The sequence below is a fragment of the Oceanobacillus piezotolerans genome (genome assembly GCF_003665065.1).
GTDB lineage: Bacteria > Bacillota > Bacilli > Bacillales > Amphibacillaceae > Oceanobacillus > Oceanobacillus piezotolerans.
The window spans coordinates 342,445-361,167 of sequence record NZ_RCHR01000003.1 but is presented as its reverse complement, the minus strand read 5'-3'; the positions used below and the strand labels follow the sequence as shown (position 1 = coordinate 361,167).

At 36.0% G+C, this 18,723-nt stretch carries 17 protein-coding genes and 1 riboswitch; of the genes, 7 read left to right on the top strand and 10 right to left on the bottom strand.

Annotation, left to right across the window (positions count from 1 at the left end):
* Positions 1 to 294: 294 nt before the first annotated feature.
* Positions 295 to 867, bottom strand: coding sequence for an energy-coupled thiamine transporter ThiT (gene thiT, locus D8M04_RS09840; protein WP_121522744.1), 573 nt, complete (start codon positions 865 to 867; stop codon positions 295 to 297).
* A 380-nt stretch (positions 868 to 1,247) separates the two neighbouring features.
* Positions 1,248 to 1,493 (bottom strand): phage holin, encoded by a 246-nt coding sequence (locus D8M04_RS09835; RefSeq protein WP_121522743.1) that lies wholly within the window; start codon positions 1,491 to 1,493, stop codon positions 1,248 to 1,250.
* A 206-nt stretch (positions 1,494 to 1,699) separates the two neighbouring features.
* Between D8M04_RS09835 and D8M04_RS09830 the strand changes: the two genes are divergently transcribed.
* Positions 1,700 to 2,236, top strand: coding sequence for a YceI family protein (locus D8M04_RS09830; RefSeq protein WP_121522742.1), 537 nt, complete (start codon positions 1,700 to 1,702; stop codon positions 2,234 to 2,236).
* A 54-nt stretch (positions 2,237 to 2,290) separates the two neighbouring features.
* Here D8M04_RS09830 and D8M04_RS09825 read toward each other — a convergent pair whose 3' ends face one another.
* From D8M04_RS09825 to D8M04_RS09810, 4 genes are all read right to left on the bottom strand, one after another.
* The gene (locus D8M04_RS09825) at positions 2,291 to 3,157 is read right to left on the bottom strand and encodes a VanW family protein (protein WP_121522741.1); all 867 of its coding nucleotides are present in this window, start codon (positions 3,155 to 3,157) and stop codon (positions 2,291 to 2,293) included.
* 260 nt (positions 3,158 to 3,417) lie between these two features.
* A complete protein-coding gene (locus D8M04_RS09820) occupies positions 3,418 to 4,626 on the bottom strand; it encodes an NAD(P)/FAD-dependent oxidoreductase (protein WP_121522740.1) in 1,209 nt (402 codons plus the stop codon).
* A 397-nt stretch (positions 4,627 to 5,023) separates the two neighbouring features.
* Positions 5,024 to 6,442 (bottom strand): vWA domain-containing protein, encoded by a 1,419-nt coding sequence (locus tag D8M04_RS09815; protein WP_121522739.1) that lies wholly within the window; start codon positions 6,440 to 6,442, stop codon positions 5,024 to 5,026.
* A gap of 309 nt (positions 6,443 to 6,751) precedes the next feature.
* Complete coding sequence (locus D8M04_RS09810; protein WP_121522738.1) at positions 6,752 to 8,923, bottom strand: type IA DNA topoisomerase; 2,172 nt, start codon at positions 8,921 to 8,923, stop codon at positions 6,752 to 6,754.
* A gap of 471 nt (positions 8,924 to 9,394) precedes the next feature.
* A riboswitch (SAM riboswitch) is annotated at positions 9,395 to 9,496 on the top strand.
* Positions 9,497 to 9,567: 71 nt separating this feature from the next.
* Here D8M04_RS09810 and D8M04_RS09805 point away from each other — a divergent pair.
* Positions 9,568 to 10,671, top strand: a complete 1,104-nt coding sequence (locus tag D8M04_RS09805; RefSeq protein ID WP_121522737.1) for a methionine biosynthesis PLP-dependent protein — start codon at positions 9,568 to 9,570, stop codon at positions 10,669 to 10,671.
* A 70-nt stretch (positions 10,672 to 10,741) separates the two neighbouring features.
* On the opposite strand, the gene dacB is transcribed toward D8M04_RS09805, so the two are convergent.
* Positions 10,742 to 12,100: a D-alanyl-D-alanine carboxypeptidase/D-alanyl-D-alanine endopeptidase gene (dacB, locus tag D8M04_RS09800; protein ID WP_121522736.1), complete on the bottom strand. Its 1,359-nt coding sequence runs from the start codon at positions 12,098 to 12,100 to the stop codon at positions 10,742 to 10,744.
* Between the two features lie 106 nt (positions 12,101 to 12,206).
* The gene (locus D8M04_RS09795) at positions 12,207 to 12,566 is read right to left on the bottom strand and encodes a YuzC family spore coat inner layer protein (protein ID WP_121522735.1); all 360 of its coding nucleotides are present in this window, start codon (positions 12,564 to 12,566) and stop codon (positions 12,207 to 12,209) included.
* Positions 12,567 to 12,707: 141 nt separating this feature from the next.
* Between D8M04_RS09795 and D8M04_RS09790 the strand changes: the two genes are divergently transcribed.
* On the top strand, positions 12,708 to 13,478 hold the full coding sequence (locus D8M04_RS09790; protein ID WP_121523127.1) for a 2-keto-4-pentenoate hydratase: 771 nt from the start codon (positions 12,708 to 12,710) through the stop codon (positions 13,476 to 13,478).
* A gap of 54 nt (positions 13,479 to 13,532) precedes the next feature.
* Here the strand turns inward: D8M04_RS09790 and D8M04_RS09785 are convergent, their stop codons facing one another.
* Entirely contained in the window at positions 13,533 to 13,970 is a 438-nt protein-coding gene (locus D8M04_RS09785) for a CBS domain-containing protein (RefSeq protein ID WP_121522734.1), read from the bottom strand.
* A gap of 202 nt (positions 13,971 to 14,172) precedes the next feature.
* On the opposite strand from D8M04_RS09785, the gene D8M04_RS09780 reads away from it, so the two are divergent.
* The 4 genes from D8M04_RS09780 to D8M04_RS09765 all read left to right on the top strand — a co-directional run bounded on the left by D8M04_RS09780 (position 14,173) and on the right by D8M04_RS09765 (position 18,145).
* Positions 14,173 to 15,423: a DNA polymerase IV gene (locus tag D8M04_RS09780; protein WP_121522733.1), complete on the top strand. Its 1,251-nt coding sequence runs from the start codon at positions 14,173 to 14,175 to the stop codon at positions 15,421 to 15,423.
* A 124-nt stretch (positions 15,424 to 15,547) separates the two neighbouring features.
* Positions 15,548 to 17,251, top strand: a complete 1,704-nt coding sequence (locus D8M04_RS09775) for a sensor domain-containing protein (RefSeq protein ID WP_158595108.1) — start codon at positions 15,548 to 15,550, stop codon at positions 17,249 to 17,251.
* Positions 17,252 to 17,358: 107 nt separating this feature from the next.
* A complete protein-coding gene (locus D8M04_RS09770) occupies positions 17,359 to 17,781 on the top strand; it encodes a DUF1801 domain-containing protein (RefSeq protein ID WP_121522731.1) in 423 nt (140 codons plus the stop codon).
* Between the two features lie 127 nt (positions 17,782 to 17,908).
* Entirely contained in the window at positions 17,909 to 18,145 is a 237-nt protein-coding gene (locus D8M04_RS09765; RefSeq protein ID WP_121522730.1) for a YuzB family protein, read from the top strand.
* Positions 18,146 to 18,313: 168 nt separating this feature from the next.
* Here D8M04_RS09765 and D8M04_RS09760 read toward each other — a convergent pair whose 3' ends face one another.
* On the bottom strand, positions 18,314 to 18,700 hold the full coding sequence (locus D8M04_RS09760; RefSeq protein ID WP_121522729.1) for an ectoine synthase: 387 nt from the start codon (positions 18,698 to 18,700) through the stop codon (positions 18,314 to 18,316).
* Positions 18,701 to 18,723 lie beyond the last annotated feature (23 nt).

Genomic DNA, 18,723 nt, shown 5'->3' with positions numbered 1-18,723 from the left:
CTTCTTTCATCGTTAGTAGCTATATAGCCTATGCAAGGTAGGGAAATTCCGCTACTTCTTCACTTAATCGCTTTTTACCTTCTCACCACATATGGAACAATATAATCTCCCATCTTGTTGAATACCTTCAAAAAAACCGTTCTCACAATCTTTTGCATTCATAACAAGAACCAATTAATTCCTTCAACCCATCCATCTCCTACCTATATTGCATATTCCTCCTTCTGATAAGATATGAAAAAAGGTAACCTCTATATGAAGAGATTACCTCGATGTGAGTAGAGCCTGCAATTTTTACGCTGCATTAAGTAGAGTCTTTGGTTGTTTATAAAACAAGAAATATACTAAGATAGCACTAATTATAAACCCTGGAACCATATATGATCCGTTGTATAATAAGGAGTATAACCATACAGGTTGTCCAGCAGGCGCGTATTCTCCAAAGAATACTATCCCTCCAGTAAAATGTGCTAAGAAGCGTATTCCTGCCCCGATTAACACTCCTAGTGTTAAATATACAAATCCCTGTACAGCTTTTCCGTTATTTAAGGCTTTTTTAACGGGTTTACTAAATAGGCCTGCTAACCCTAAACCAGTAAAAGCGACGATGTAGTCAAGAAATGCTTGCAAAGGGGTAAAAATAGTAGGGCCAAATACTAATTGTAAAGCTCCTAATAGAAAGCCCGCAAGCAAGCCTCCTTTAAGTCCCCATCTAAATGCGACTATAAAAATCGGAATCATTGCAAATGAAACAGAGCCTCCTTGAGGCCAGATAGCAAATTTTAAAAATGGAATAATATCAAGCAATAATGCTAATGCCGACATGATAGCGACCTCAATTAAAAACAATGTGCGTTTTGAGTTCATCGAAATACTCTCCCCTATTTATTACTTATTTAAACAACAAAAAAAGCAATGCCGAGGGGACGTTTTTCCTGATGGGGTCTGTATGAACACAGACCAACTCCACTCACATTGCTCTTCTTCCATCAAAAAAACCACCGATCCCTACACTAGTATTAACTAACAGGTTCAAAGGGTCTGAACATACTAATTTATAAAAGGATAAGAAGATTACAGCATAGCTGCAAGTCATTTCTATACCTCTAAAACTTATATAAATTAGCGGGTTCACTCTCAGCCTATTGGCTCCCCCTGTTGGCTTTAATATATTTGCTTTTTTTGTTACCATCATTGTACTTGAATGCATCAAAAGTTACAATAATAAAGCTTACGTCACGATAACATCACTTCCTCTTCCTTCCAGTTAATCCATGCTTTTCCAATATTTCTCTTTGTTTCCGCCCTTTACTTGTCAAGTAATTATTCTTAAACCAAGCATGGAGGGACATAATTAAGGTAAATAAAGTTGACACAAGTTGCTCTACTAATGCACTATCTATCGGTAATGGTGATTTTCCAAATATCACAAGAAATTGATTAATCAAGGCGATCATAAGCACGATTGTACGAATAATTGTTCCTCTATCCATTAACCACACCTCCTTATATAACTAATATATTTTTAATCTACAAATCTAATAACGTTATTCTCCTAAATATAAATTTGTTTGTAATCAAAAATTTACTTTTAATTAAAAATTTTTTAATTAAATTTACTTGACTTTTAGTTTTCATAAAACTATACTAGGTTGCAGAAAGTAACTAACGAATCTAATATATTTTGGAGGGATTTAAAATGGCAAAATCAACTTGGACAGTAGACACAGCTCACAGTGAAATTGGATTTGTAGTAAAACACATGATGATTTCTAAAGCAAAAGGCACTTTTGATCAGTTTGAGGCAGTGATTGAAGCGGATGTAGAAGATTTATCTAATTCTAAAATTGAAGTAACAATTGATACTGCTAGTGTAAATACACGTAATGATGCCCGTGATGAACATTTGCGTTCCGCTGACTTTTTTGATGCAGAAAATCATCCAAAAATGACATTCGTAGCTACAGATATTAAGAAAAAATCAGATAAGAATTATGATGTAATAGGTGATTTATCTATCAAAGATACAACTAAACCTGTAACTGTTGATGTAACATTCGAAGGAATCAGCAAAGACCCTATGAGTGGTGACACAGTTGCTGGTTTTAGCGGAGAAACAGTGATCAACCGTAAAGATTTTGGTTTAACTTGGAATGCTGCAGTAGAAACTGGTGGTGTACTTGTAGCAGAAGATGTAAAAATTCAAGTCGAATTAGAAGTTCACAAACAAGGTTAATGAAATAAAAATAGTGGCCGAGATATTAAGCTTGTCTCGGCCTCTTTTTTGTCTCTATTTGGATTTCCCGGTAAAGTATTCAGCCGTTTCAGATGTATAGATTGCAACAATCATCCTCCCATTAACAGCTTTTGCCCGGATCAATATAGGCTCATTATATAAGTTTTTAAAAACAAAATCTGGTCCCCACCAACTTACTGTTGCATCCCTGCCAGATGGCACATACGGAACTCTTCGGCTATGTGCATAACGTTCTATAATCTGAATTCCCTTAAGATCGACTGCATTAAATAATGTAGAAGATACTTGGCAAATACCGCCTCCGATATCCTCTGAAAGCTCTCCTCTAACGATTACGGGCGCCTTTTTATAGCCCCTTTCCGGAGTTCTTTGTCCAACCGTATCATTAAAAGAGAATGTTCCACCTGGAAATACCACCGTATTATTTATCGCCTCTGCAGCCAAAGCTATATTATAAGACCGTTCCTTGTTTGTTTCGCGATAAAACGTCGCATAACTTCCTAATTCCCGAACACTTATTTCCTGTAATAAACCACTGTCTACCTTTGCATGAACAGGCGCTACAGGAATCTTTATATCATTATCCTTATTACTATAATATAATTGTTTAAACAATGACTCAAATTCAGATCTGTCTAACGTAATTCCTGGTTTTTCCGGAATGATCGCCCCATTATCTGCATACTTGGCATTAACAGGTTGTTTGTAAATCTTTTTATTCAAATCATTCATTAAATATTCCAGCTTTTTTTGATCAATAAAAAGAGAATCTAAATAATTCATTCCATACTGACTTATCTCTCCTCGTTGTAACTGTATATGTAAATCTTCTTCTACTTCAAGTGCATTAGAATGTAATGGTTGAGAAAAAATGAGCATTGTCATCATTATTTTCCACATATAGTTATCCTCACCTCCACTTATAGTATGAGAAAAAGTATAAAAAATAATGTAAAAAAGCCATCCAGCATTCTTCGCTGGATGGCTTTTTTACACTTTCGGTTTAGTGGAAGTCTCTTGTATCTTCTAGGTATTCACTAGCAATTCGGTAACCTACTAAGCCAGCTAATACGAGTAACAAACCGTATAAGAAATTTTTCACAAAAATAACCTCCTCAATTTGTAAAAGATCACAAACTACTTTCTCTTACCTTAAACGATTAAAAAGGTCTGAATTTACCTTTTTTAAGTACTAGTTTCGGACCACCGATTAAGAATAAAGTACGATCATCTACTACTTTTTTCATTGCAGCAGCCGCTTTACCTTGTAACTTAGTACCACTTAAGATATTTCCAATCCCATTAGCTACACCTAGTGATGCAACTGTTCCTTTATCATCAAACACAAAATCTTTAAGTGGTTCGTTGTGGATTAGCGCTTTAATGTTTTCCGCAGCTACAACCCCTTCTTGAGTTGCTAATTGTCCTGTTGGAGCATATGGACGGCCTGTTTCTTTATTCATTACCCATGAGCAATCTCCAAGTACGAAGATATTTTCTTCACCAGGCATACGTAGGTCAGCATCTACATTTACTTTACCTTTTACAAGTTCAAATCCAGATTGACCAAGTACTGGGTTACCTGTAACACCGCCAGTCCAAACAACGGTACCACCTTTAATCAGCTCTTTATCTTCTCCTACAATAAATCCTTCTTTAGTACATTCCGAAATTGCAGCACTCATTCTAAATTCTACACCACGTGATTCTAAGTATTGCAATGCATAAGACACTAAGTCTTTATCAAACATAGGCAATACAGTTGGAGCTGCTTCTACGTTGATAATACGTACTTTATTTCTTGGAATATCATATTTCTTGCAAAGCTTCGGTACTATTTCAGCTAATTCACCAACAAATTCGATACCAGTGAATCCGCCACCACCGACTACAATGTTTAATAGTTCATCATCAGTGATTTCTCCTGCACTATACTTAGCAAACTGATATTCAATATGTTCTGCGATTAATCGTGCTGAATCAATATCTTGAATAAAGAATGCGTTTTCTTCCATTCCTTTAATACCAAATGTATTGGTTACAAATCCTAAAGCAACAACTAAATAGTCGTAAGTAACTTCACTATTTTCCAATACAACACGTTTTTCATCTTTGTTCACTTTCACAACTGTATCATAGATTAAGCGTACACGGTTTGGATTAACAACATCACTAATCATAAAACGAGCTTGGTTGGGTGTTTTTGTACCTGCAGCTACTTCATGCAGCCATGTACTTTCATAGTGGTAATTGTGCTTATTGATAAGTACGATTTCTGCTTCTTCAGCTGATAATTTCTTTGTTAAATGTCTTGTTGTAACTAAGCCAGCATATCCTGCACCGAGTACAACGATTTTTGGTTTACTCATTTAAACTCCACCTTTCTTAAGTATGTAAGAATTATTTTTGACGAACAAGTGCAAAGGCAACTTGTACTTTCATAAAATGAATCATGTTAATTACATAACATATCATATCAAATTTTTCTTAAATAGGCTATCATTCACCTCTTGGATAGTGAAAAATATTTGCTTTTTCTACAAAAAAACTCAGATTTCTATTAAACAAACATACTCACTACCTGTTGGCTTTTCTTCTCCACTGAAAACCTCTTGTCGCAACGTCTTTGTGACCTACATCCTGTAGGTCCGAATGTCTTGCGTTTGAAAGTTCTCTAATTCCTTTCGTTAAGGGGCTTAGACCAGTTAACCTGCGATAGAAAAATAGCTATAAAAAGAAGAAGCTCCTTTCTATAGCTACCATAAATTACTTGCCTATTTCTTGTTTTATTTTTCGCATTTCTTCTATCCAGGAATCAACATCCTCACGTATCTCTTCTGCAGCTGAATCTATCTCATCTAACTTTTCAGAGCGAAATCCACTCATCAGGTCAAGCTTAGCACGGTACTCTTCTAATATGATATCCGTTAATTCACTTGCAGCCTCTCTATCAATTTTATCTTCTTCACTTAACATTCGAACAGCTTTATCATAACGGTCTTTCTCAATTTGTATGACAGACCTTATTTGATTAAGGTCAGTATCAAACCTGTCGTATTCATCAAGTATTTCCCATGGACCTGGTGCTTTCGTGTGTGCCCAAGCTAATTCAGTATCAGATGGAAGCCATTTATTGGCAATGGTCGTGTTTAACTCTTCGGGATTATTTGCAGAATAATAATTCCCTGATCCTGCTTCTGCTACTTGACTTAGTTGACTTTCTGCATCTTCATCTACATTAAACCCTATAATATTCACATTTCTATTTTCCGTATCACGAACAAAGGATTCTGCTTCCTTTACAGGATCACCATCACAAGTTTCGACACCATCACTGACAACAAAGACGGTCACTGGATCTGTGAAATCCTTACTGATTTCATTTGCTTTATGAATAGCACCAGCTAGCGGGGTATAACCTTTGCTTTCAAATGAATTTAATGCTTCTTCAAATTCAGTAGGTTCATACGATTCCATTGGGTATACTTCTTCAACGCCTTCGCATGATAAGCTTTTATCCGTTTCTGATTCAGACCCTATATGCCCATAGACAATCAATGCAATTTCATTTTTTTCACCTATGATATCAGCGAACTGTTTTACAGCATTTTTAGCGACATCCATTTTAATTTGATCGTCAACAGGTTGGAGCATGCTAGAACTAGCATCAAGAAGAATAAATGCTTTTCCATTCTGAGCTATTTCAACTTCTCTATCCTCTTGAATGGATGAACTTGGTTCAGGAAGATATGGCTCTTGAAAGCTGGGTTCAAATGCTTCTGCTTTTTGAATTAAATCATTATAATGAGGAGATCCTAATAAATAAACGATTCCATTATATAATTCATTAGGATTTTCTGTCATGTCCGCATATGAATATAACTCTTCTTTTAATACTTCTTCCGATATTGGATACGTACGATTTAATTCTTCTTCCACGGACATTTCCTTTACAAGGGATCCGCCTTTTTGTGCTTTCATATCTTCTCTAGATTGAATAGCAGTATATTCTATTAATTCACTTGCTTTTTCAATAAATTCTTTTCTTTCTTCACTAGCAGCTTCCTCTGATTCCCCATCAGGATTGTTATTTTCCATTTGCTGATTTTCACTACCATTTCCTCTTTCAGAACAAGCTACAAGAAACAATAATACTAGGATAATAGCGAATGCTCTCTTTACCATCTTCTCCCCCCCTATCCTTCTTATTATAAGATTGACCAAATTAATGTCCTCGTCAATAGTATAATATTACTAAAAAGGATACAAATATAAAGTGAAACTTCACTGAGTGGGCTTTTCTTCTCCACTCAGTGCTAGTACCACAAGGGTATGACCTAAAGGCCCTTGAATGAATCAGGCGTTTGACTTTCTGTAAGTTCTCCACTTACTATTCTTGAATTTTTCTCGAATTCTTCTTGTTAAGGGACTTACAGCCAGCCATCCAGCCGATAAACATATATACCTAAGGCAGATTCCAAGATTCGCACTTTTCTATGAGCTGCTGCCTTCCCTATGAAACTCCATCTTCCAACTAAAGTAGTCATTTTCCGGATTTTTTTCATAACTTAAATAAGCATTGAACTTTTTACCATTTTTACTCGTTAACCCTTTTACATATGCTTGTTTCTTTTTTAGTAACTCTTTAACCATTGTCTTGGTAGGCTTCTTCTTCATTGCTTTTAAATATTTATCATTTTTCCAAATGACAAATTTGCAGCCACTTTTCCAATTGCTGCAGCCAAAACCCTTTTTACCTTCTATAATCTTCCCACCACACTGTGGGCATTTTCCTAGCACCTCATTTGCTGAGGCCCGGCGAGAGACGGTTGGAATGACGGTATCGCTATCCTGTTTAATCATTTCCACAGAATCTGCAGTAAATTGAAATACCATTTGCAGAAATTCTCTTTTTAATGCGTTTCCTTTTTGAATATCAGATAGAGCCTTCTCTAACCTGCCTGTAAACTCAAGATTTAATAAATCTTTTACTGGAAAGGTCTCTACTAATTTCCTGCCAAGCTCTGTACAAGTTAGATTCTTACCTTCTGCTTTAATATATCCAACGGTTTTTAATTTCTTAATTGTTTCTGCCCTTGTTGCAGGTGTACCAATGCTAAAGCCTGTTAATATACTTCCTAATATTTCATCATTTTCTTCTTCTTTAAAACTCTTTCCACAAGTCTCCATGACACGAAGAAGTGTTTTTTCTGTATGATGCTTAGGTGGCTTAGTTACATGAGAGGATACTTCTGCATCATGTAATTGTACCTTTTCGTTTAATTGAAGATTAGGTAATAACTGATCCTTTGATTGGATTTTCTCGACTTTTTTCCATCCTTCTACTAATTGAACTCTACCTTTAGAATGGAAGGTGAAATTTCCCTCTCCATCTGTTATCTCCGTGATGACCTTCGTTTCTTCATATTGTGCTATAGGCATAAATTGCATAATAAACCGATTCTTAATTGCTGTATAAACGATTGATTCATCGCTATTTAAACGCTTTGGCATTAAATATGTAGGAATAATAGCACTATGACTCTCTACCTTACTATTGTTAAAGACGCGTTTAGAACGAGTAAACTTAATCTCATCTTTGTATGGCAAGTCTGCAATATGCTTCTCCAATACGTTTCGGGCTTTATTAACTAAACTTTCTTCAAGAGCAGTGCTTGCCGTTCTTGGATACGTGATTAGTTTTTTCTCATAGAGAGATTGAGCAACTTTTAAGACTTTATCAGAGGTCCACCCCTGCCATTTACTAGTAACAAACCCCTGTAAGTTGGATAGATTAAATAAGAATGGTGGATACTCTTTCTTCTTTTTACGATCGACATTGGAAATTGTTCCACTTTTTCCTTGAATTAATTTACTAATTTCTTCCAAGACTTCTTTATCCTTAAATTGATCTGACTGATCTTTTACATAAACACCACTGTATTCTTCATTCTCATTTGTTCTAAAAGCAGCTTGTAATTTAAAGTAATCCTCCGGTACAAACTGTTCAATTTCTTTATCTCGGTCATAGATAATTTTTAGTGTTGGCAATAATACACGCCCGATATTCAAGGCTTTACGTTTTCCTTTTTGATACTTTAATGTTGCGACAGAAGTAAGATTAATACCAATCACCCAATCAACCCATTGTCTGCTGATTCCAGCATCTCTTAAAGGCTTCATTGCTTCATTGGAAACCAAATCACGGAGGCCATTTCTAACTTCCTCTGGTGTCCATTCATTCAGCAATAGTCGATATACGGGCTTCTGCTGCTTTCCGCCACGATAAATAATACTATCTCCTATTAATTGACCTTCTCGATCATAATCACAGGCAGATATAATCGCTTCTACATCTCTCCGCTTAATCAAGGATTGAATGATACCAAGCTGTTTACGTGCACCACTATCCACCTTACTGCGGTCTTTTGGACTGCTTTTCACCTTGTATTTAAATTGCTGTGGAATAAATGGAAAGTTCTCCATTTTCCAACTTGACATTTTTTCATCATAATCCTTGGCATCATATAACTCTACAAGGTGTCCAAAAGCCCATGTAATGATATATTCGCCGCCTTCAAAATAGCCATCCTTCTTGGTTTTAATTTGTAATGCGTCGGCTATATTTCTAGCAACTGACGGTTTTTCTGCTAATATCAATTTCAAGATTAAAAACTCCTATTCTATTACAGCATGAGAAAAATAAGAAAGGGAAAGCGATGTGATAAATAGTAGTTTTGATAGAGGATTAAATTTATTATAAAACATTTTTGTATAATTTGCATCAGGTACTAAATGAAAACACTATCGCACATTTTAATAACAGGTTTAAAATACATTTTTATTTTATTATTAAAGATAACTTGACCATTGAATTGCCAATTATTACATGATTATATATTCAATACTATGTGTGAGACAGTACATGCTTATTTTACTAGGTAAAACAAGAGACTGCTATATAAGGGACGATTATGCCTCCTCAAAGTTGATGCTGAGGTACTTTCTCAAACACTAGAGATTCTCATATTCTTAATGGCTTAGATATTGATAGCAAATTATTCTAATTATCTCTTGCCTGTTTCAATACTTTCATGTAAAGTTATATAATATAATCATAATTTGAAACAAATTGAATTCTTATCTTGAGAGACGGAGGGACTGGCCCTATGAAATCTCAGCAACCTGCCCTAGGGTAAAGGTGCTAATTCCAGCAGGAAATTTCCTGAAAGATAAGAAGAGAGTTGCACTTAATCTAAACCCTCTTCTTTTAGAAGAGGGTTTTTCTATATTTTATAGGAGGGATCTTTATGAGTTCCAAACATATTGAAACGAAACTAGCTCAACTAGGCAATAAAAGTGACGAACGTACAGGAGCAATTAATGCACCAATCTATTTATCTACTGCCTATCAACATAAAGGGCTAGGTAAGTCTACAGGGTATGATTACTCAAGAACCAAGAATCCAACACGCAGTCTTCTGGAAGATGGTATTGCTAATTTAGAAGAAGGTGATGCTGGTTTTGCCTGTAGCTCGGGAATGGCGGCTATCCAATTAGTCTTATCTCTATTCAAATCGGGTGACCATATTATCGCAACAGAAGATATTTATGGTGGAACATATCGATTGCTCAATCAATATGCTGAAAACTATGATATATCAACAACCTATACTGCTTTTGATAGTATTCAGGAAACAAAGAATTTAATTACATCTAGAACCAAAGCAATATTTCTTGAAACACCAACAAATCCATTAATGCAGATCATTGATATTGAAAGCTACGCACAATTAGCCAACGAGCACAACCTGCTATTAATCGTGGATAATACATTTTTAACACCATATTTTCAAAGACCAATTACTCTCGGTGCAGATATTGTCATCCATAGTGCTACGAAATATATCGGGGGACATAACGATGTATTAGCGGGTTTAGTAGTAGCGAAAGGAAAGGAAGTTTCTGAGAAGCTGGCCGTCATCCATAATTCATCGGGCGCAGTCTTATCCCCTTTCGATAGCTGGCTCTTAATTAGGGGGCTGAAAACATTGGCGTTACGGATGGAGAGACATGAAAAAAATGCAAAACAGTTAGCCTCCTATTTAGAAAGCCATCCAAAAGTTACAAAAGTGCTCTACTCTAACACAGGTGGTATGCTCTCGTTCTGTATTAAAGATAGCAAGTGGGTTGATCCATTCCTTTCCAATCTTAAATTAATTGTTTTTGCCGAAAGTCTTGGTGGAGTTGAGAGTTTTATAACCTATCCCGTGACTCAAACACATGCTGAGATACCAAAAGCAGAAAGAGAGAAAAGAGGAATAGATGATACCCTCTTACGCTTTTCAGTTGGTATCGAGAATGCAGAGGATTTACAAGCTGATTTAGAGCAAGCATTTGAGAAACTAAACTAAGGTGAAGGGTAAATGTATTGGATGCATTTACCCTTCACCTTCTTTCTATTTACAAAGGAAAGTATCCATTTCAACATTCTTCATAAATAATTTTTATTAATTCATCTTCTATTTCTTTACCGATTTCTTCGTCCAATAAATGATTAAGCATGATAGAAAAGATGAGGGCTCTATTCCGTTTGGTTTCCATATAACCTGATAATGTACTTACCCCTTCGATAGTACCTGTTTTTGCAAGTACTCTTATTCCGTTCATGCGCTCTCTAAGGGTACCGCCTGCCAATCTATCCTCTTCTCCTGCAATCGGGAGGGCGTTCAAAAACGTTTGAAACCAAGGCTGATTCTGAACTTGAAATAATAAGCGAGATATTTCTGACGGAGGGATTGCATTAGAATGAGATATACCAGAACCATCCTTGATAACAATAGTGTCTAGGTCCATTCCTAGCTCTTTTAATTGCTCTTTCATCACTTCTAACCCTTTTTCCCAGCTTCCTTCATTATTTCTCACCTTCCCCATTTCCTTTACTAATACTTCTGCATGTCCATTATTGCTGAACTTCATAAACGGGACTAGTAAGTCTGAAAGCGGAATGGATTGCCGGGCAAGTAAACGTGTTGTTTTCCTTGGTAATCTTCCCTCTTCTATTTCTCCACTTAGTTCAATACCTTCATTCTTAAGTGCTTTCTTGAATAATTGGAGGGCATATTGTGTCGGGTTCCACACTGACATAAGCTCTTGAACGGGTTCTTCATTAGCAGAGATTACTCCACTAATTACAAATGTATTGCTAGCATGCTTACGCTCTATAATCAATTCATCTTCTACCCATTGAGATACCGTCGTTGCTTTGTTTTGAATCGTAATATAATCTAGTTTGGGATACACAGATATATTAGGTTTCTCACCAGGTGCAGCGGGAGTGACTTCAAACATAATACTGCCTGTATCATAATCCTTATTGGGCGAAGCTGTTAACGCAGATATGGCTGCCCCATAATAATATTGTTCATCTGTCCATGTTAAATCTGGAGAGAACTGTATATCATCGTACCATGAATCATCCCCTACTAAATCGCCTTCTATTATAGCTATTCCTCGTTTTTTTAATTCTATGGCCCATTCTTCAAATACTTCAGGTACTAGTGTAGGATCTCCTTTTCCAATCAAATATAAATTGCCGGTTAATCTTCCTTTCTCCACTTCACCATCTGCACGTACTTCAGTTGAAAAAGTATATGTTTCTCCTAACAGACACAAAGCCGCAGCCGCTGTTAAAAGCTTCATATTTGATGCTGGATGAAAACGGATATCTGCTTGATGTTCCAGGATAACTTCTCCACTATTTACTGAGCGAATACTAATTCCTAGTAATGCCCCCTTTAATTTGCCATCTTCTTTCATGTATTGCATGAGCTTATTCTTCATCTCTTCCCCCCTATATTGTTCCTATCTATTTATTTCTATATAAAAGGTAATAATCCTATTAACAAAGCAGTTACTTGTTCTTTTCAGGTACAAGTAACTGCTTCTTTTATTTCCATCTCACTGCAACGAGCAGACGGCAACATTCTTTATCATTTACATTTGAACGAAACTCCAACCGTATTTCATCCGGATTATAATTAATTTTGACTTTTGATTGGATCCCCAAGGAATAAATTAATCGCTCTACTTCAGTTCGATTCCCTTTCTGTGCAGCAACCATAATCTGCTTATCAAATTCCTTTGATTCAGCGAATTTATTTAACACAATGGTTGCATCGTTTACTAGTTGCTTCATTACATTTGCTGATTGGTAGAAAATCTCCGGGTTAATCGGTGGATATTGCCGATTTTCGTTTACAGGGGAAGTATAATAATATGGACAATAAACTGGAAAGAAATAATACATTCGTTACCACCTTCTCCTTTCCTTCCTAATAGCCTATGCAACATTGCTTATTTCGGATAATTCCAAATTGATTTATTGTAGAAATTTACAGAATTGATCCTTTATACTATTATTATTTTAATAAGAAGAGGAGGGTTTTCCATTACAACCATTGTAGAAGAAGTTGCAGAAAAGATATTAAAAGCGAGTGATTCAAAAACGCCAATTCCATTTATTCGTCATCACTATCAATTAACAGAGGATACTGCATATTCTGTACAAGATGAGCTAATTCGCAAAAAAAGGGAAAAAATCCAAGGTTATAAGATAAGTATGACAAGTAAAGCTACACAAGCAATCGCCAATACGAATGAGCCTGCATATGGAACGCTTTTATCAAGCAATTTAGTAAATAGTGGAGAATCTATTTCATTATCTGAATTATTTTCTCCACTTGTTGAACCAGAGCTTATATTCATCCTAACGAATGACTTATCCTCTGATGCAACTGCAGAAGATATCTTAAATAATAGTACCATAGCTGCCGGAATTGAAATTCCAGACTCCAGATATATTGACTGGTTCCCTCATTTTTCTTTAGCTGATTTACTATGTGACGATACTGCAACTGGTCTTGTCGTAATATCTGAAGCAATTCTTTCTCCCCTCACGTTTGACCAATTAGCAAATATTAAAATGGAATTATTCCATAATGGAGAGAAAATAAGCGAAGGATACTCATCAGCTGTGCTAGGTAATCCCGCTACTTCTGTGGAGTGGTTAGTTAAAAAATTGTCGAATCATCAAAAATCCTTGAAAAAAGGAATGGTAATCTCATCCGGCACTTTTATTTCACCTATTCGAGCAGAAGAAGGTACATATGAGGTCAAATATGCGGGAATTGGAAATGCTAAAGTGACCTTTACTAAATAAGCTAATTTTATCCTTAAAAACGAAGCCTTAAGAGCGAACTCCTAAGGCTTCGTTTTACTGCTGTGGTGCAGATGGTGTAGAAATGCTTGCTAACGCTTGTTCTGCTTCATTCGCATATTGATTCTGTACTGCTAAATCACCTAAAGCAACCATCCCAACTAATTGCCCGTTTTCCACAACTGGCAACCTTCGTATTTGCTGCTGTGACATAATTTGGGCTGCTTCATGCACATCCATATTTGGGTTTCCCTGAACGATTTGTTGCGCAGTCATTACCTCTCGAACGGGAGTTTCTGATCCTTGTCCTTGTGCAGTAGTGCGTAATGTAATGTCTCGATCTGTTACAATCCCTACCATTTGTCCACCCGTGTTTACTACAGGAAGTGCCCCAATGTTATATTGACTCATTAATGCTGCTGCCTCTTGTACGGATTGCCTATCTGTTACTGTTACTACATTCTTCGTCATAATCTCATTTAAGTTCTGTGCCATTACACGGCCTCCTTATTTTGACTTTCTAAATTAATTTTGTATCTCTTTCATTTGATAGTTTTGATAATTTCTTTCACTCTATTCACGAATTACTTATAAGAGAATTTAGGTTCAAACATCAACACGGATTATTTTTCCATTGCTAATTTATCTTGAAGTTCATATAATAAGAACAAACGTTCTTGTTAGGTGGGTGAATAAAATGGATTACTCTCTTTATCCTCGAAATGATGTACTTTGCATTGACATGCGCTCCTTCTATGCAAGTGTAGAAGCGATAAAACTTGGGCTTGATCCGATGGAAGATTTATTAGCAGTAGTTGGAGATCCAAGCCGTTCAGGAAGTATAGTGCTTGCCGCATCTCCTGCATTGAAGAAAAAGTATGGAATTAGCAATGTCAGCCGTTTCTTTGAGCTGCCAGATGATCCTAATATTCATATTGTTCCCGCTCACATGGCCGATTATCTTCAGGTTTCCATGGAAATTACCAAACTCATTAATCAATATGCACCTAAAGAGGCCATTCACCAATACTCGGTAGACGAAGTATGGGTAACTGTAAATGGCTTAGAAAAATTATTTGGTAATCGCTTTGAAGTTGCTCAAAAAATAAAGGAGGATATTCTATATCATTTTGGAATGACAGCATCGATTGGAATTGGTGATAATAAATTTCTTGCAAAAGTAGTCATGGATCTGCATGCAAAAAAGATTGGCATTGCAGAATGCAGATATGAGGATGTGAAAGAAAAGCTATGGCCATTCCCTATAGAGAAAATTTGGGGAATTGGAAGCAGAATGAAGCGAAATCTCAATCGTATGGGAATTGTCACACTCGGTCAGATAGCAAACTATGACGTGAAGCAGCTCAAAAAGCGATTTGGGATTATGGGTGAACAAATATACTTTCATGCTTGGGGAATTGATTTAAGCCCCGTATATGGAAATTTCACTAAAACCGAACAAAAAGGATTTGGACATGGGATTGCCCTGCTGCGTGATTATACAAAGGATGAAGTTGAGGTTTGTATTTTAGATCTCTGTGAAGAAGCATGTCGTCGCGCACGAAGAGCTAACAAAGTCGGAAAAACGATTCATCTCGGAATCGCTTACTCAAAGCATACTGGCGATGGCTTTTCAAGGTCCAAATCGATTGAGCTTCCTACTAATGTAACCATGGATGTATATCGAGTGTGTGTTCAATTATTTCATGAGTTCTATGATGGATACAGCAAAATTAGGCATGTTTATGTCACGTTAACTAATCTTTTCGACAAAGGAGAAACACAATTAGAACTATTTGAGGATCGAGCTAAGCGTACAGATATTGGTTACGTAATGGATACGATTCGTGATAAATACGGTTCAACTGCTATCCTCAGGGCCTCTAGCTATACAGAAGCAGGAGTAACCATCGATCGCAGTAAAAAAATTGGCGGTCATTATGCATAAGGCATCCTATAACTTGACCTCTTTCCCTTTTAAGCCGGATTTCCTACTTTTAGATTTACGGTACTTGCCACAAATTGTATAATAAAAATAGGACCATGGTAGTAATAGGAAAGAGGTTATGTTTGTGACATATACATCACAGTTGGAGATACCACCTAAGAAACTTCAGAATATAGCACTAGCATTAAACAAATCAGCCACCGTATCCATTACTGATCAAGAAGGAACGATTCACTTTGTTAATGAAATATTTTGCCATCTAGCTAAGTATAATCAGGATGAGTTAATTGGAAAAAATGTAAAAATGCTAAATGCTGACTGCCATCTCCCTGCTTTTTATAATGTAATAAGGGAAACAGTAGAAAGCGGAAAGATTTGGCGCGGGGAAATGAAAAACAAGGCGAAAGATGGTACATACTACTGGACAGACACATCCATTATTCCATTTATTAGCGATGAGAAATTATATCAATACATAGCAATCAGTTACGAAATAACCGAACAAAAAACATACGAACAAAGTCTAGAAAAAATGGCGTACATGGATCCAAATACTGAATTACCGAACCGAAATTATTTGATAAAATGGATGGAGAACCACTCCTTTTTGATTGATGACTCGGTGACCATTTTATTCCTTAACTTAGATCAATTTAAGAAAATCAATGATAATTTTGGCCATGACGTTGGAGATGCCCTTATACAACAAATCTCGAAGCGCATCAAACATAGCATAAGAGAATCAGACTTATTAATTAGATTAAACGGGGACAACTTTGGAATCATCTTAGAAAAAAATACAAATAAAAAAGAAATCGAACAGATAGCAAGGAATATCTTAAAACAAAGTCGAGCACCGCTGCAGGTAGATCATCATGAAATGACAATCAAATTAAGTATTGGAATTAGCAGCAAAATTTATGATCCAAAAGTAAATGATGCTAAGGAATTTATACGATCAGCTCTGCAGGAAGCCAACATCGCCATGTACCATGTGAAGAAGAATGGTGGCGATGACTATTCCTTTAGCATGGACAACCAAAAAATTCATATGGACCGAAGCTTGCTGATTGAACTGGAGTTAAAAAATGCTCTAATAAATAATGAGTTTCATATTGTATACCAGCCACTTATTAATTTAAAGAAAAATAATATTGTTGGTGTGGAGGCCTTATTGCGCTGGAAGAACAAACAATTAGGAACTGTTTCCCCAGGTGAATTTATCCCTATTTTAGAAAAAACAGGAAAGATTATAGAAGTAGGAAAGTGGATATTGAGGACAGTATGCAATCAGATGAAACGTTGGCAAGAAAATGGAATTTTCCTTGAAAGAATATCGGTGAACGTCTCCCCTATTCAATTCAAAGAACAAAGCTTTATCGATGATTTAAAGCAAATTATTGATGAAACTCAATTAGATGCATCTTATTTGGAAATTGAAATTACAGAGGGTACCATTTTAGAAATTGCCAATGTATCCAAGACATTACAGAAGCTTCAAGGACTAGGTATAAAAGTATCTATTGATGATTTTGGTACAGGATATTCGTCCTTAAGCTACTTAAAACAACTCCCTATCGATACTTTAAAAATTGATAAGTCGTTTATTGATGATTTGGATACAGATGGGGAAATCATTGTTAATACCATCATTAACATGGGGAAAAATTTACGATTCCGAATTATTGCAGAGGGAATTGAAACTCCTCATCAATTAAAGTACTTAAAGCAACAACAATGTCATGAAGGTCAGGGATATTTCTTTAGTAAGCCTGTCGGTCATGAACAGATTCCTATTTTATATCAAGAATTGCAAGTGACAAAGTAAAAATTACAATCTAGAGGGGCATATGTCTCCCCATTGATTGTAATTACTGAAAAAGCCAGTAGATAAATTCTTGATAACCAAATTAATCTTAGTGGGGGAGTATAAAAATGTACGAACTTAAAACAAAAGAAAATGATCGTAGTGTTATCGAATTTATTGAAAGTGTAGAGAATCCAAAAAAACGCGAAGATGCATACCGACTACTTGATATTTTCACAGAAACAACAGGCTTTCAGGCAAAAATGTGGGGTACAAGCATTATTGGTTTTGGTTCTTATCATTATAAATATGCCACTGGCCATGAAGGAGATGCACCGTTAGTAGGGTTTTCTCCGCGTAAAGCAAAAGTCAGCTTGTATTTTGCTACAGGTGATGAAAGGCGCGAGGAATTATTAAAGGCTTTCGGCAAACATACTACAGGCAAAGCTTGTGTCTATATAAATAAAGTAGCGGATATTGACACCGAGGTTTTAAAAAAATTAATCCTTCAATCTATTGAATTCTTAAGAAAAACATATCCAAATCCATAAAGTGAAACATCGCTCAGTAGGGGTCTTACAGCCAGCCAGTTAACCTGCCATAAATTCAACTATTTGTATTCCAAATGGCCTTCATGTAAGCTATATGGATAGAATACTATTAGAAAGCGTGTTTATTATGGGAATTGTCATTGTTGAAATATGCGATTATAATGGATTATCCATCGAGGAATTAGAAGAATTATTTAAAGACCAGCCTGAGGTTGCTGTAATGAGTTACGAGTGCATGAATTACTGTGGTATGTGCGCGATGAGACCGTACGCTATGGTAAATGGCAAGCGTATATTTGGAAAAACAACCGAAGAGTGTATTGAAAAAATAAAAATAGCCGTAGCCGAGGAGTTAAATATATAAAAGCCTGTACCCTACTTTTAAATTCTTAAATTTTTAGAGTCAGGAACTTAAACACATGGATATCGTGCAGTATGTCCAGTAGTAGCAAGTCAAAAAAAAATGAAAACAGAGAAAGCTCTAAGAGGCTTTCTCTGTTTTCATTTTTATCGCAGGTTAAAAAGCTTCACTTTATTCTGTTAGCAATGGATAATATCCTTCTTCATTATGTGTTTCTTTTCCGACTAATGGTGGATTAAATACACAAACCATACGCATCTCTGTCTTTGCTCGCAATTTGTGCTTATCGTGATCATTTAATAAATACATGCTTCCTGGTTTTAATTGCCATACCTCGCCAGTTTCTATCTTTTCAACCTCTCCTTCACCCTCGATACAATAGACTGCTTCAATATGATTTTTATACCAAAAGAAGCTCTCCGTACCAGCTTTAATAATCGTATCGTTTAAGCTAAAACCAACGCCATCCTTTTTCAGGATAAATCGACGACTTTCCCAAGTTTCTCCCTTTGTGTGATCTTCTGTTCCGATAATTTCATCAAGAGATTTTACAATCATTTTCTTAGCCCCTTTTTCATTTA